The organism is Micromonospora sp. ATLC16 (genome assembly GCF_057196645.1).
Map to the genome: position 1 here is coordinate 1 of NZ_JBXUOW010000036.1, position 13,424 is coordinate 13,424.

The 13,424-nt window shown below is 71.3% G+C and carries 11 protein-coding genes; 5 read left to right on the forward strand and 6 right to left on the reverse strand.

What is annotated here, in order from left to right; all coding sequences use genetic code 11:
- Positions 1–172: 172 nt before the first annotated feature.
- Positions 173–520 (reverse strand): histone-like nucleoid-structuring protein Lsr2, encoded by a 348-nt coding sequence (locus AC2CHE_RS16675; RefSeq protein WP_484505799.1) that lies wholly within the window; start codon positions 518–520, stop codon positions 173–175.
- 264 nt (positions 521–784) lie between these two features.
- Here AC2CHE_RS16675 and lon point away from each other — a divergent pair, with 264 nt between their 5' ends.
- A complete protein-coding gene (lon, locus tag AC2CHE_RS16680) occupies positions 785–3,121 on the forward strand; it encodes an endopeptidase La (RefSeq protein ID WP_484505800.1) in 2,337 nt (778 codons plus the stop codon).
- An 87-nt stretch (positions 3,122–3,208) separates the two neighbouring features.
- Here the strand turns inward: lon and AC2CHE_RS16685 are convergent, their stop codons facing one another.
- Complete coding sequence (locus AC2CHE_RS16685; RefSeq protein WP_484505801.1) at positions 3,209–4,951, reverse strand: DEAD/DEAH box helicase; 1,743 nt, start codon at positions 4,949–4,951, stop codon at positions 3,209–3,211.
- Between the two features lie 394 nt (positions 4,952–5,345).
- Here AC2CHE_RS16685 and AC2CHE_RS16690 point away from each other — a divergent pair, with 394 nt between their 5' ends.
- The 3 genes from AC2CHE_RS16690 (at position 5,346) to AC2CHE_RS16700 (ending at position 7,367) form a co-directional block, all read left to right on the forward strand.
- The gene (locus tag AC2CHE_RS16690) at positions 5,346–6,302 is read left to right on the forward strand and encodes a DUF5715 family protein (RefSeq protein ID WP_484505802.1); all 957 of its coding nucleotides are present in this window, start codon (positions 5,346–5,348) and stop codon (positions 6,300–6,302) included.
- A 15-nt stretch (positions 6,303–6,317) separates the two neighbouring features.
- On the forward strand, positions 6,318–6,479 hold the full coding sequence (locus tag AC2CHE_RS16695) for a hypothetical protein (RefSeq protein ID WP_484505851.1): 162 nt from the start codon (positions 6,318–6,320) through the stop codon (positions 6,477–6,479).
- A 69-nt stretch (positions 6,480–6,548) separates the two neighbouring features.
- The gene (locus AC2CHE_RS16700) at positions 6,549–7,367 is read left to right on the forward strand and encodes a MerR family transcriptional regulator (protein ID WP_484505803.1); all 819 of its coding nucleotides are present in this window, start codon (positions 6,549–6,551) and stop codon (positions 7,365–7,367) included.
- Positions 7,368–7,646: 279 nt separating this feature from the next.
- On the opposite strand, the gene AC2CHE_RS16705 is transcribed toward AC2CHE_RS16700, so the two are convergent.
- Entirely contained in the window at positions 7,647–7,868 is a 222-nt protein-coding gene (locus AC2CHE_RS16705; protein ID WP_164447321.1) for a DUF2188 domain-containing protein, read from the reverse strand.
- Between the two features lie 135 nt (positions 7,869–8,003).
- Positions 8,004–9,461, reverse strand: coding sequence for an LVIVD repeat-containing protein (locus tag AC2CHE_RS16710; protein WP_484505804.1), 1,458 nt, complete (start codon positions 9,459–9,461; stop codon positions 8,004–8,006).
- A 139-nt stretch (positions 9,462–9,600) separates the two neighbouring features.
- Here AC2CHE_RS16710 and AC2CHE_RS16715 point away from each other — a divergent pair, with 139 nt between their 5' ends.
- Positions 9,601–10,308, forward strand: a complete 708-nt coding sequence (locus tag AC2CHE_RS16715) for a DUF305 domain-containing protein (protein ID WP_484505805.1) — start codon at positions 9,601–9,603, stop codon at positions 10,306–10,308.
- 20 nt (positions 10,309–10,328) lie between these two features.
- Here AC2CHE_RS16715 and AC2CHE_RS16720 read toward each other — a convergent pair whose 3' ends face one another.
- Together AC2CHE_RS16720 and AC2CHE_RS16725 are read right to left on the reverse strand one after the other, a co-directional pair.
- Positions 10,329–11,591, reverse strand: coding sequence for a nucleotide sugar dehydrogenase (locus tag AC2CHE_RS16720; RefSeq protein WP_484505806.1), 1,263 nt, complete (start codon positions 11,589–11,591; stop codon positions 10,329–10,331).
- Between the two features lie 105 nt (positions 11,592–11,696).
- On the reverse strand, positions 11,697–13,082 hold the full coding sequence (locus AC2CHE_RS16725) for a serine/threonine-protein kinase (protein ID WP_484505807.1): 1,386 nt from the start codon (positions 13,080–13,082) through the stop codon (positions 11,697–11,699).
- Positions 13,083–13,424: the final 342 nt, after the last annotated feature.

Consider the following 13,424-nt stretch of genomic DNA (forward strand, 5'->3'; position numbering starts at 1 on the left):
CCGCGACCACCACACCCCCCCCCCCCCGCGCCCCCCCCCCCCCCCCCCCCCCCCCCCCGCCCCCCCCCCCCCCCCCCCCCCCCCCCCCCCCCCCCCCCGCTGCGTGGAGGAAAGCCGGCGCAATCCTGTCGTGACCCGATTCCTAACCGCGCCAGAGCGACATTTCCGCTGCTCAGCGGTTCTTGTACGCCTCGACCACCTCGACCGGGATGCGACCACGTTCGGAAATCTTGTAGCCGTTCCGGACCGCCCATTCGCGGACGGCACGGTTCTGCTCGCGGTTCATTCCGGGGGTGGCCGAACCGATGCCACGACGTGGGTTGCGGCCCGTGTCGGCGGCACCACGGCCCAGTCGCCGGCCGGCATCGATAAACGGATCCAACGCCTTCCGCAGGACACCCGCGTTCTCGTCGGAAACGTCGATCGTGTACGCCACGCCATCCAGGCTGAACTCGACCGTGCGGTCGGCCTTTCCGCCATCGAGGTCGTCAGTCAGCACCGTGATTACTTGTTTGGCCATCGTCGATTACTCCCTGTGTCTGACGGGGTGTGCTCAAAGTTTGACTGATCGTCCGCCAATTACGCAACAAAAGCGCGCCCTGCGGCGGTTCGCGTTTTGCGTGACATCGAAATCCCCGATTTCGGATCTGCTCGGCGTGGGCGCGGTCCACCCCTGTGAGCCTCGGCCGACCCCAGTCGTGTGCTGGATCACATCGCGGAACAACCGAGGTCCGGCGCGACTTGAGCCAGACACGCTCAACTCATATGCGATAGCAGGTGTTCGATGGCGACTCTTCCGGTACTTCCACTGACCGACGCCGTACTACTGCCCGGCATGGTCATTCCGGTGACCCTCGACCCGACCACCCAGGCCGCGGTCGACGCGGCGCGTGCCTCCGGCGACCGCAAGCTGCTCGCCGTGCCCCGCCTGGACGGCGAGTACGGCTCAGTCGGCGCGATCGCGACCATCGAGAAGGTCGGTCGGCTGCCCAGCGGCGAACCGGCCGCCGTGATCCGCGGCCTCGCCCGCGCCCGCATCGGCTCCGGGGTGCCCGGTCCCGGCGCGGCGCTGTGGGTCGAGGCGTCCGAAATCGATGATCCGGCCCCGGCCGGCAAAGCCCGGGAACTGGCCCGCGAGTACCGCGCTCTGGTCACCTCCGTCCTCCAGCAACGCGGCGCGTGGCAGGTCATCGACGCGGTGGAGCGGATGACCGACCTCAGCGAGCTGGCCGACTCGGCCGGCTACGCGCCGTGGCTGAGCCTGGGGCAGAAGACCGAGCTGCTGGCCGCCGCGGACGTCACGGCCCGGCTGGAACTGCTCGTCGGCTGGGTCAAGGACCACCTGGCCGAGCAGGAGGTCACCGAGCAGATCAACTCCGACGTCCGCGAGGGGCTGGAGAAGTCGCAGCGGGAGTTCCTGCTGCGCCAGCAGCTCGCCGCGATCCGCAAGGAGCTTGGCGAGGACGCCCCGGACGGCTCGGCCGACTACCGGGCTCGCGTCGAGGCCGCCGACCTGCCCGAGAAGGTACGCGAGGCGGCTCTGCGGGAGGTCGGGAAGCTGGAGCGGGCCAGCGACGCCTCCCCGGAGGCGGGCTGGATCCGTACCTGGCTCGACACGGTGCTGGAGATGCCGTGGAGCACGCGTACCGAGGACAACACGGACCTGGCTGCGGCGCGGGCCGTGCTCGACGCCGACCACGCCGGCCTGGCCGACGTCAAGGACCGTATCCTGGAGTATCTGGCGGTGCGCAACCGACGCGCCGAACGTGATCTCGGGGTGGTCGGCGGTCGCGGCTCCGGTGCCGTACTGGCCCTCGCGGGCCCGCCCGGCGTCGGCAAGACCAGCCTCGGCGAGTCGGTCGCCCGGGCGCTCGGCCGGACGTTCGTCCGGGTCTCCCTCGGCGGTATTCGCGACGAGGCCGAGATCCGGGGACACCGCCGTACCTACGTGGGGGCGCTGCCCGGACGGATCGTCCGGGCGCTGCGCGAGGCGGGCTCGATGAACCCGGTGGTGCTGCTCGACGAGGTGGACAAGGTCTCCGTGGGATACGCCGGCGATCCGGCCGCGGCCCTGCTGGAAGTGCTCGACCCGGCGCAGAACCACACCTTCCGGGACCACTACCTGGAGGTCGACCTCGACCTGTCCGATGTGCTGTTCCTGGCCACCGCCAACGTGGTGGAGGCCATTCCCGGGCCGCTGCTGGACCGGATGGAGCTTGTCACGCTGGACGGGTACACCGAGGACGAGAAGGTGGCCATCGCCCGCGACCACCTGCTGCCGCGCCAGCGGGAGCGGGCCGGGCTGACCGCCGACGAGGTCGACGTGGACGCCGCGGCGTTGGCGCGGATCGCCGGGGAGTACACCCGCGAGGCCGGTGTACGACAGCTGGAGCGTGCCCTGGCGAAGATCATGCGGAAGGTGGCCGTGACCCTGGCCGGGGACCCGACCCCCGCCCGCGTCGGCGCCGACGACCTGGTCCGCTACCTCGGCCGGCCGAAGCACACCCCGGAATCGGCGGAACGCACCGCGACACCGGGCGTGGCCACCGGGCTTGCGGTCACCGGCGCCGGGGGAGACGTGTTGTTCATCGAGGCGACCAGCATGGACGGCGAGCCGGGGCTGACCCTCACCGGCCAGCTCGGCGACGTGATGAAGGAGTCTGCGCACATCGCCCTGTCCTACCTGCGCGCCAACGGTCGGCGTCTCGGCCTGGACCCGAACGCCCTCGCCGGGCGGCGGATCCACCTGCACGTCCCGGCGGGCGCGGTGCCCAAGGACGGCCCCAGCGCCGGCATCACGATGGTCACCGCCCTGGCGTCGCTGGCCAGCGGCCGGCCGGTACGCCCCGAATTCGGGATGACCGGCGAGGTGACCCTCTCCGGGCGGGTGCTGCCCATCGGCGGCGTGAAGCGGAAGCTCCTCGCGGCGCACCGGGCCGGACTGACCGAGGTGATCATTCCGGCCCGCAACGAACCGGATCTGGACGACCTGCCGACCGAGGTTCGCGAGGCGTTGACCGTGCACACCCTGGCCGACGTCGCCGACGTGCTCGCGCTGGCGCTGCGCCCCGCCGAGATCGACCCGGCCTCGTTGGGCGGACAGCGGGTCACCGCCGCCTGACCGTGCACGCGCCCCCGGCCCCCCGGCCGGGGGCGGGTGCACGAGCGGAACGGGCGAGGGCGCCCGGGCGCGGGAGGGCGACCGAACCTAATGTCGGTCGCGCCGGTCGCCGCCGTCGAAGCGACGCTCGCCGGGGCGTCCCTCGCGGTCCCGGCGGACGGTGGCCTTGCGGCCCTTGATGGTGCTGCCGCGTAGCCCGGCGATGACCTCCTCGGCGACGGCGAGGGGCACCTCGACCAGGGAGAAGCGGTCAGCGATCTCGATCGAGCCGATGTCCCTGCCCCGGACCCCGGTCTCCCCGGTGATCGCGCCCACCAGATCCTGTGGACGCACCCCGGCCCGCCGGCCCATTCCGATGAAGACCTGGGTGGTGCCGGCGGTGCGGGGGCGCGCCGGTCGGCGCTCGCCCCGACCCTCGTACCCCGTCGACCGGCCCTCCCGGGGCGGGCGGACCGCGACCTGCGGGATCTCCTCCTCGGCCTCGTCGGAACCGGGCAGCGTCGCCTCGTGGGCCAGCTTCACGGCGGCGAGCGCCACCTCCATCAGGTCGAACTCGTCGCTGAGCGTCTCGACGATCACCCGGAACGGGTCCAGGTCGTCCTCCAGCAGGCTTTCCCGCAGCGCGGCCTGGGTCAGCTCCAGCCGACGGGTCCGTAGGTCGGCGACCGTGGGAATCTTGTCGATCGTGATCCGTTGCCCGGTGACCCGCTCGATGGTCTTGAGCATCCGGTGTTCCCGGGGCTCGGCCAGGGTGATCGCCACCCCCTCCCGGCCGGCTCGGCCCACCCGACCGATGCGGTGCACGTACGACTCGGGCGCCGACGGCACGTCGAAGTTGACCACGTGGCTGAGCTGCTCCACGTCGAGCCCACGGGCCGCCACGTCGGTGGCGACCAGCAGGTCCGCGGTGCCGGCGCGCAGCCGCCCCATCACCCGGTCCCGCTGTTCCTGGCTCATGCCACCGTGCAGCGCCTCGGCCCGGTAACCGCGACCGTTCATCGTCTCGGTGAGTCGGTCCACCTCTTCCCGGCTGCGGCAGAACACGATTGCTGCGGTGGGTGACTCGACGTCCAGCACGCGCCCCAGCGCCGCCGGCTTGTGCGCCCGCGCCACCAGGTACGCGCTCTGCCGTACCCGGGGGGCCTCGCCGGCCACCGGTTGCTCGCGGGCGATCAGGATGCGCACCGGGTCGGTCAGGTGCGCTCGGGCCATCCCGTCGATACGTGCCGGCATGGTGGCGGAGAAGAGCAACGTCTGTCGCTGCTCGGGGGCGTGTTCCAGGATCGACTCGATGTCCTCGGCGAACCCCATGTCGAGCATCTCGTCAGCCTCGTCCAGCACCACGCTGGCGAGGTTGCCCAGCCGCAGCGTGCCCCGGGCGATGTGGTCCAGGGCGCGGCCGGGGGTGGCCACCACGACGTCGACCCCGGCGTCCAGCGCCCGCAGCTGCCGACCGATCGGCTGCCCACCGTAGATCGGCAGCACCCGCGCGCCGAGATCCTTGCCGTAGCGGTGAAACGCCTCGGAGACCTGCACCGCGAGTTCCCGGGTCGGCACCAGTACCAGCGCGTGCGGGTCGTCGCCGGCCCGGTCGTCGGGCATCCGCTGCAACAGCGGCAGGGCGAACGCCGCCGTCTTGCCGGTGCCCGTCGCCGCCTGCCCGAGCAGGTCCCGCCCGGCCAGCAGCGGCGGGATCGCCTCCCGCTGGATCGGCGTGGGCTCCTCGTACCCGAGCGCGGCGAGCGCGGCGAGCAGTTCGGGTCGTAGGCCGAGTTCCGTGAAGGCGGGCGGCTCGGCGGACGGGTCGGGCGGTACGGGCGTGGAACTCATGGGTCAAGCCTTTCATCACGCTCCCCGGTCCGCTGCGGCGACCACCCGAACATGTGCGCGGCGTCGCCGAGGGCGACCAGCAGGAGTTGCTCGACTCGCTGCTGCGCTAGCGGTCGACGACGGTGCCTGGCGGTTCTGGCGCCGGCTCGCCGACGACCGACGCCACCATGGCTGCCCTCCTGCCCGCCACCCGGCCGACCAGCCGGGCCGGGTGACGCCTCGCAACGGTGGCGACGCGTGCGGTGTGCCCGGTCTGGGTGCTACCTGGCGGCGCGCGGCCTTCCGCGCGATTAGCGCGTCTTAGAGGTAAACAGGAGCATTGCTCATGCTCATCCGGATTGGTGTGATTACTCTCTGTCATAGGCGACCGTCGCGGCGGCAGAGAGGACCGATCATGCGAGTGCCCAGCCGAAGCCCGGGACACCGACCAGGTCTCCCCGTGACCCCGGCCCGCCGACGCCCACCGGGTACCGGGCGCCCGCTCGCCGCAGCCCCGCCCTACCTGGCGGCCTACCGCGACGCCGTGGCCGAACTGCTGGTCGAGGTGAGCGCGCTCGCCGGGGTGAGCAGCGCGAAGGCGCGTCAGGTGCTGATCGACCAGCGGCTGCGGGAGCCGGCCATCATGCAGGTGCTCGACGCCACCTCCCAGGGGCTGATCGGAGCCCGCGAGACCCTGCTGCTGGAGATGGCCCGGTACCAGCCGAACGAGCGCAGTTCCGCCGCTGACCTGGCCGCGCTGGTGCGCATCTACCTGCTGTCCCGCATCGACGTGATGTGGTGGCGTGACGCCGCCACCTTCCTCACCGACGCGGAGGTCAACCACAGCGCCGAACTGGTCGACCTGGAGTGGTTGCGGCGGCGAGGGCTGCTCCGGTTCCAGTACACCGAGCAGCCCCGCACGGTCGTCGGCCGGGGCGTACGCGCGCTGCGCCGCCGGATGCTGCCCGACGCCACGCCGCGTACCGCCGGGTTGCTGTTCCGCCGGGCACGCCGTGAGGTGATCGCCCTGCTCAACGAGATCGGTCGTGAGTTCGCCGCCGCCACCCCGGTGGGCACCCCACCGCTATGGGTGACCAGCCTGGTCCGCAGCGCCGAACACCAGTACCGGTTGCGGCGCCTCGGGTACGCCGCGATGGTGCCCAGCGGCCACTGCCTGGGCTGGGCGGTGGACGTGGAGATGGAGTGGCACCGCCGCTTCGGAACCCGGGACACCCTGGCCGCGCTGCTGCTGAACCGGCAACGGGCGGGCGAGATCAACGTGGTGGACGAGGGTCAGGCGTGGCACGTCTGCCTCGCGCCGTCGGCGACGCTGCGGCTGCGCCGGGCGTACGAAGCCGAGATGGGAAGCTGACCCGTGTGCGGGTTCATGCTCAGCATCGGCCCGGAGGCGGACCCGGCGATCTTTCGACGAATGCTCGAACACGCCCGCGACCTGGTCGGCGCGGCGAGGTGGAACGCCACCCCGGTCATGCGCCGGCTGGTGTACCCACGCCGCAACCGCGGCGACGAGGCCCCACTGCCCGGCTGAGGCATTGCCGGCGTCCGGCGGCGCCGGCTTGACTCTGACACGGTGTCAGCGCCGACCGTGGAGGGTGCCATGTTGACCATCGGAGACTTCGCCGGCCTGGGCCGCGTGTCGGTACGGATGCTGCGGCACTACGACAGCCTCGGGCTGCTGCCGCCGGCCGCCGTCGACCCGCACAGCGGCTACCGCTACTACACCGCCGCCCAGCTGGGTCGGCTCAACCGGGTGATCGCGCTGAAGGACCTCGGGCTGACCCTGGCCCAGGTGCGGGCGATCCTCGACGAGGCGATCGACCTCGGTGAGCTGCGGGGCATGCTGCGGCTGCGCCGGGCCCAGTTGGCGGCCCAGTTGGCGGCGGACACGGCGCGGCTGTCAAGCGTCGAGGCGAGACTCCACATGATCGAGACGGAGGGTCGAATGACCAGCCAGGATGTCGTGCTCAAGCAGGTGCCGCCGATCCGGGTCGCGGAGCTGAGTGCCGTTGCCCGCAGCTACGAGCCCGTGGACATCGGTCCGGTACTGACGCCGCTCTACCCGGAGCTGTTCCGCCGGCTGGAGGCAGCCGGGGTGAACCCGGCCGGTCCGGCGGTGGCCTGGTACGACCAAGTCCCCGACGGCGATGGCGTGGTCGTGCATGCCGGGGTGGGGATCGAAAGCGGGACGGCGGCCGGTGGCGTCGCCGTGGTGGAACTGCCGGCGATCACGGCGGCGACGACGATCCACCACGGCCCGATGGACACGGCCGACCGCAGCATGCAGGTGTTGGCCCGCTGGATCGAGGAGAACGACTGGCGGCCGGACGGCTACGCTCGCGAGCTCTACGTGGAGTACTGGCCCGAGGAGGCCGACAAGGGGGTCACCGAGTTGCAGCTACCGGTGCGTCGGGCCTGAACCGAGTGGCCGCCCGCCAGTCGCTCGTCCGCCGATCGGGGTGGACCGGGTGCGCGGCGACGCCGTCGCGTCCGGTCGAGGCCGGCGCGGCGGGCGGCCGCCCGGTGGTGGATCGGCTGGCTGGACCGCCGCGTCCCGTCCAGTTAGGCCGGCAGATTGTTCCGGTGCCGTTGCCGGTGGCGGCGGGCACGAACCGGCGTGCCAGCGGAGCCGGGACGGCGGCCTGCCGACCGCACCCGGAGTGGATGGTGTCGGCGGGCCGCCGTCGGTGTGCCCCGCTCAGCCGGCGGGCGGGTACGGGTCGTCCTGGTAGGTGTACTCGGTCTCGATCTTCCCGTCGGCCGTGTGCACGACGAGCTGGCTGGGCTCGTTGCCGTGCGCCGTCTCGCGTCCGACCTCGACCGCCCGCTGCTTCGTGTCGTACGTCCCGACGACGGTGCTGCCCTGCTCGACCTTCCAGCCGGTGCCGTCGGGCACCACGTGGTACTCGTTGCGCGTCATCTTCCATCCCTTCCTGCGTGACGGACGAGGTACCCGCGACAGGTGGGAGGAAACTCGACAACCGGTGCCGCTGTGACGCGACCGGGCCCGGCCACCTCCGTACGGGGGCGGCCGGGCCCGATCGGTGCGCTGGTCCTACCAGCTGAGGTAGCTGGGCTGGGTCTGCACGTTCAGCTCGCGGAAGTGGGCCAGCTTGGCCGTCCACGTCCGCCAGTCGTTGAGTTCGAGCACGTCGAGCCCCTTCTGGATGTCGGAGGAGTAGATGTGCCCGTTGTAGTAGTAGGCCGACCAGGAGCCGCCCACGATGAGCTGGCTGTCCGACAGCGGGCCGCGCTCCCAGTAGCCGATCTCCTTCGGCTTGCGGGAGTCGGTGAAGTCCCACACCGACACGCCACCCTGGTACCAGGCCTGGACCATGATGTCCTTGCCGAGCACCGGGATGAGCGAGCCGTTGTGGGCCACGCAGTTCTCGGTGTCGCCGTTGGTCCGCGGGATCTTGTAGTAGCTGCGGAACTCCAGCTCGCGCGCGCCACCCCGACCGGTGATGTCGTAGATGGCGTTGGCACCGCGCTCCGGGCCCACGGTCTCGTTGCAGGTGGCGCCGCCGCCACCGCCCAGCTCGTCGGTGAAGACGACCTTGGTGCCACGGTTGTTGAACGTGGCCGAGTGCCAGAACGCGAAGTTGGTCGTGTCCCGCACGGTGTGCAGCACCCGTGGCGCCTCCCGCCTGCTGATGTCCAGCAGCACCCCGTCACCCATGCAGGCACCGGCGGCGAGGTCCTTCGTCGGGTACGCGGTGATGTCGTGGCAGCCGGTGGTCGCCGAGCCGCCGGTACGACCCTCGTAGCCACCGTCGGGGAAGAGGTTCGGCGTGGCGACGACGGCCGCGTCGGTCGGCTTCCTCAGCGGCACCTTGACGATGCTGATCGAGTCGTGCGGCGGTTGGCAGTCCGGGAAGGCGGCGTTCGGGCTGTACGAGGAGACGTACAGGTAGACCGACTTCTTGTCCTTCGCCGGTACCAGCGTGTGCGTGTGCGAGCCGCAGGCCGTCTCGACCGCCTTGAGGTACCGCGGACTGGCCTTGTGCTTGATGTCGAAGATCTTGATGCCCTCCCACGATTCCTTGTTCGTGGCGGACTGGGAGGTGCTGCTGCACGAGTCGTCGTTGCGGGACGAGTCCGTCGAGAGGAAGAGCAGGTCACCGTAGACGGAGACGTCGTTCTGCGCGCCCGGGCAGAGCACCTGGGAGACGATCTTCGGCTTGCTCGGCTTGGCGACGTCGTAGATGACGAAGCCGTCGTAGTTGCCGACGAAGGCGTACCTGCCCTGGAAGGCGATGTCGGTGCCGAGCGCAGCGGTGGTGTCGAACGGCGCCTGCTTCGGCAGGTTGGCGACCAGTTTGAGGTTGGGGCTGCTGGCGATCTCGTCGACACCGAGCGGTGCCTCGACGGCCGCGGCGGGCTCGTTTGCCGCTGACGAGACCGTCTGCGCGTTGCCGGGTGAGGCAACGGCGACGCTGGCGAGGAGGAGCCCGGTGGCGGCGACACTGACGATGCGCAGTTGCCGCCCCCGTGGCAGGGTCAATCCGACCATCGGCGACGCCCTTCGAGAGGGTAGTGACGTTGGCCGTACCCTACGCGAAGACGACCATCATCGATGTGATCGAAGTAACAATCGACGTCTAATGTGAATGGTTACGATCGCAGCGACCTCGACCCGGAGGAGGTGTGGCATGACCGCTCGGCGTGGACGGCTACTTGCCGCCGTCACATCGATTGTCGTCGCGCTCGCCGTCGGAGGCTTCGCGTTGCGGGCTGATATCTCCACGTCGGACGATCCGGCCCCGGCCGCCGCCACCGCGCCCTCCACCGCCAGCCCCGCGCCGGGCCCGGCGGACGCCTCCGTGCCGCCGGTCATCGTGCCGGGTCGCCCTGGCGAGGAGGCCGTCGAGCGCCCCGCCGACGAGGTACGCGACGACGCGCCACCGCGCTACAACGGGCTGGACACCTGGTTCGTCCGGATGATGATCCCGCACCACGAGCAGGCGCTGGAGATGGCGGATCTGGCCACAGACCGGTCCGCCGAAGCGCAGGTGCGGGCCCTCGCCGACCGGATCCGGGCCAGCCAGGGCCCGGAGATTGGTGTGCTGCGGGCCTGGCTGACCGCGCGGGGACTCTCCGCCGGTGTCGACGGGCACGACCACGCCACGATGCGCGGCATGCAGTCGGCCGAGGCGATGCGCCGGCTCGCGGCCGCCCGAGGCACCGAGTTCGACCGTCTCTTCGTGCGGATGATGACCGAGCACCACGAGGGCGCCGTGGTGATGGCGACCGACGTACTGAAGGTGGGGGTCGACCTGACCGTGGAGCAGTTCGCCACCTCCGTGGCCAGCGAGCAGGCCGTCGAGATCGCCCGGATGCGCGATCTTCTACCGTCCTGACCACGCTCGCGGACCGCTGGTCAGAGGCGTTCCACGGTGGGGCCGGTGCAGCGGTTGCGGGTGTCGAAGACGTATCGGGCATGCCGGACCACGAGGTCGTAGTCGAACACGTCGTGGTCGGTAACCACCACGACACCGTCGGCCTCGCGCAGCTCCCGCGCGGTCAGGCTCACCGTCAGCACCCCGGCGGGCAGGTGGTGCGCCTCGGCGTAGGGCTCGACCGCCCGCACCTCGGCACCGAGCTCCCGCAGCCGCCGGGCGACCTCGACGGCCGGCGAGTCGCGCATGTCCCCGGTGTTGCGTTTGTACGCCAGCCCGAGCAGTAGCAGCCGGGCGTCCTTGACCGCCCGCCCGGAGCGGTTCAGCCCGGCCATCACCCGTTGCGCCACGTGTTCGGGCATCTCGTGGTTGACGTCGTTGGCCAGCTCGATGAACCGGAACTGCCGGCCGAGGCGGCGCTTGACCTGCCAGGAGAGGTAGCAGGGGTCGATCGGCAGGCAGTGCCCGCCGACGCCCGGCCCGGGCCGGAACGGCATGAATCCGAACGGCTTGGTCTCGGCCGCTTCGATCGCCTGCCACACGTCGATGTTCAACTGATGCGAGAGCATCGTCAGCTCGTTGACCAGGGCGATGTTGACCTGCCGGAAGGTGTTCTCGATGAGTTTGGTCAGCTCGGCGACCCGGGTCGAGTCCACCGGCACCGTCCGCTCCACCAGTCGCCGGTAGAACGAGTCGATCCGGGTCAGCGCGGCGGCGTCCACCCCGGAAACCACCTTCGGGGTGTTGGCCAGCCGCCAGGTCGGGTTGCCCGGGTCGATCCGCTCGGGGCTGTACCCGAGGTGGAAGTCCCCGGGGCTGCGCAGTCCGCTGGCCGCTTCCAGCAGCGGCCGGAGCAGCTCCTCGGTGGTACCGGGGTAGGTGGTGGACTCCAGGACCACCGTGCAGCCGGGCCGCAGGTACGGCCCGATTTCCCTACCGGCCTGCTCCACGCAGCTCAGGTCGGGCGTGCCGTCGCGCAGCGGAGTGGGCACGGTGACGACGCAGATGTCGAAGTCCTCGGCATCGGCGTATTCGGTGCTCGGGCGGTACCGACCGGTGGCCAGCGCGCGGCCGAGCCGGTCGGCGGGAATGTCCGCCACGAACGACTCGCCAGAGGCGAGGCGCTTGATCCGGTCGGCGTCGACGTCGAGGCCGACCACGTCCAGGCCGGCCTCGACGGCCTGCATGGCCAGCGGTAGACCGACGTAACCCTGGCCGACGACTACCAACTTCTCCACGCTCACCCGGACTCCCGCACCGTAGGAGATAACTGCTGGTGAGGAGCCTAGAACGCGGTCTGGTGCCGTACGTCCGTTTTGGGAATCCCGGGGAGATTGTGGCGGGTGTGGTCAGTCGCCCCCGCCCCCGCCCCCGCCGTCGTCGGTGTCCGGCGGCGGGTCTACCACGGGCGGGGTGCTGGGCGGCGACGATGTGGGTGAGACCGGCGGTGTGGAGGCGCTGGACGAAGCCGTCGGCTCGGGGGCGTCGGGGCTGGACGTGGTCGGCTCAGGCGACGCGGGTTCGCTCGACTCGCTGGGCTGCGGCGAGGACGGCTCGGGGGACGGGGACTCGGTCGGCCGGGTCGTCGAACCGGCCGGGAGCAGCGACGGCGCCTTCGCCGGTGCGCTTTCCTGCGTGCTCGGTGGTGCCGCTTCCTCGTCGGTGGACTCCACCGCCGGTGCGGTGGTCGGCAGCTTGACCGCCGGGGTGTCCGCCTCCTGGGTGGCGCCGAGCACCGCGCCGAGCGCCGTCATCCCCACCAGCACGGCGGTCAGCGCACCCACCAGCTTGCCGCGTCGCCGACGCCCCGCTGGCGGTGCGTCGATCACCGGCAGTCCGGTGCGCGTGTCCGGCCCGGCGTCGCGCAGCGGTGTGGTCATCGGGACCACCGTGGCCGGCAGGGCCCCCTCGGAGACGGCCCCCCGTGCCGCTTCCGCCATCGCCGCGGCGCTGCTGAACCGGTCCGCCGGGTCCTTGGCCAGGGCTTGGTCGACCAGCACCCGCACCGCTTCCGGGATGTCGTGCGGCAGCTCCGGTGGCGGGTCGTCGAGATGCCGCACGGCAACCTGGAGGGGGTTGTCGCCGGTGAACGGCGGACTGCCGGTCAGGCAGCAGTAGGCGACGGCGCCGAGCGCGTACAGGTCCGTCGCACCGGAGACCGGTCGCCCGGCGGCCTGCTCGGGTGCCATGTACAGAGCGGTGCCCGGCACGGCGTTCGTGCTGGTGATGCTCGTGACGTTCGTCGAGCGGGCCACGCCGAAGTCGACCAGGACGACCGTGCCGTCCTCCTGGATCAGCAGGTTGCTCGGTTTGACGTCGCGGTGCACGATCCCGCCGGCGTGCGCGGCGTGCAACGCCTGGGCCGACTGTGCCACCACCGACATGGTCAGGCCCACGTCCAAGCGACCCTCGGCCTCGATCCGCTTGGACAGCGGCTGACCGGTGACGAACTCCATGACCAGGTAGTCGGCCCGGCTGCCGTCGGGCAGGTCGTCCTCACCGCAGTCGTAGACCTGCACGATCCCCGGGTGCCGCAGCGCCGCCATGATCCGCGCCTCGGCGCGGAACCGGGCGATGAAGTCGGGGTCGGAGACGAGCGAGGGCAGCAGCACCTTGACCGCGACCTGCCGTCCGAGGATCAGGTCGGTCGCCCGCCAGACGTCGCCCATGCCGCCGGTGGCGACACGTTCGTCCAAGCGGTAACGGCCGCTGAGTACGACCTCCGAAGCCAACACAGCATTACCGTACCCACAGCGGGCTCGGACGGCGCGTCGGCGGGTCGGGCGGTGCCGACGGTCGCGCCGGTGTCTCGGTCGACGCAGCCGTCGACCACGGACCACGGATGTCCCACGGTGACCCTGGCGGCACAGGGTGTCACATCGCCGTCGGTTTCGGCCCGGTACGACCGTCCGTAGCGTCGTGGGCCCGCGCCGCGTTACGGCGAACCGCGGTGGCGCCGGTAGACAATTCTCACTGCGATGCACCCGTCACGCCCTGTCCGGCGGCGGCGGCGTTTCGCAACGTCAGTCCCGATCCCGTCGCTCGGGACCGGCGCACGGTCAGGTTGTGGTCCTCGG

Excerpts from the sequence above, each read along its gene's own strand:
- AC2CHE_RS16675 (WP_484505799.1), bottom strand. The coding sequence starts at position 520 with ATGGCCAAACAAGTAATCACGGTGCTGACTGACGACCTCGATGGCGGA.
- lon (WP_484505800.1), top strand. The coding sequence starts at position 785 with ATGGCGACTCTTCCGGTACTTCCACTGACCGACGCCGTACTACTGCCC.
- AC2CHE_RS16685 (WP_484505801.1), bottom strand. The coding sequence starts at position 4,951 with ATGAGTTCCACGCCCGTACCGCCCGACCCGTCCGCCGAGCCGCCCGCC.
- AC2CHE_RS16690 (WP_484505802.1), top strand. The coding sequence starts at position 5,346 with ATGCGAGTGCCCAGCCGAAGCCCGGGACACCGACCAGGTCTCCCCGTG.
- AC2CHE_RS16695 (WP_484505851.1), top strand. The coding sequence starts at position 6,318 with ATGCTCAGCATCGGCCCGGAGGCGGACCCGGCGATCTTTCGACGAATG.
- AC2CHE_RS16700 (WP_484505803.1), top strand. The coding sequence starts at position 6,549 with ATGTTGACCATCGGAGACTTCGCCGGCCTGGGCCGCGTGTCGGTACGG.
- AC2CHE_RS16705 (WP_164447321.1), bottom strand. The coding sequence starts at position 7,868 with ATGACGCGCAACGAGTACCACGTGGTGCCCGACGGCACCGGCTGGAAG.
- AC2CHE_RS16710 (WP_484505804.1), bottom strand. The coding sequence starts at position 9,461 with ATGGTCGGATTGACCCTGCCACGGGGGCGGCAACTGCGCATCGTCAGT.
- AC2CHE_RS16715 (WP_484505805.1), top strand. The coding sequence starts at position 9,601 with ATGACCGCTCGGCGTGGACGGCTACTTGCCGCCGTCACATCGATTGTC.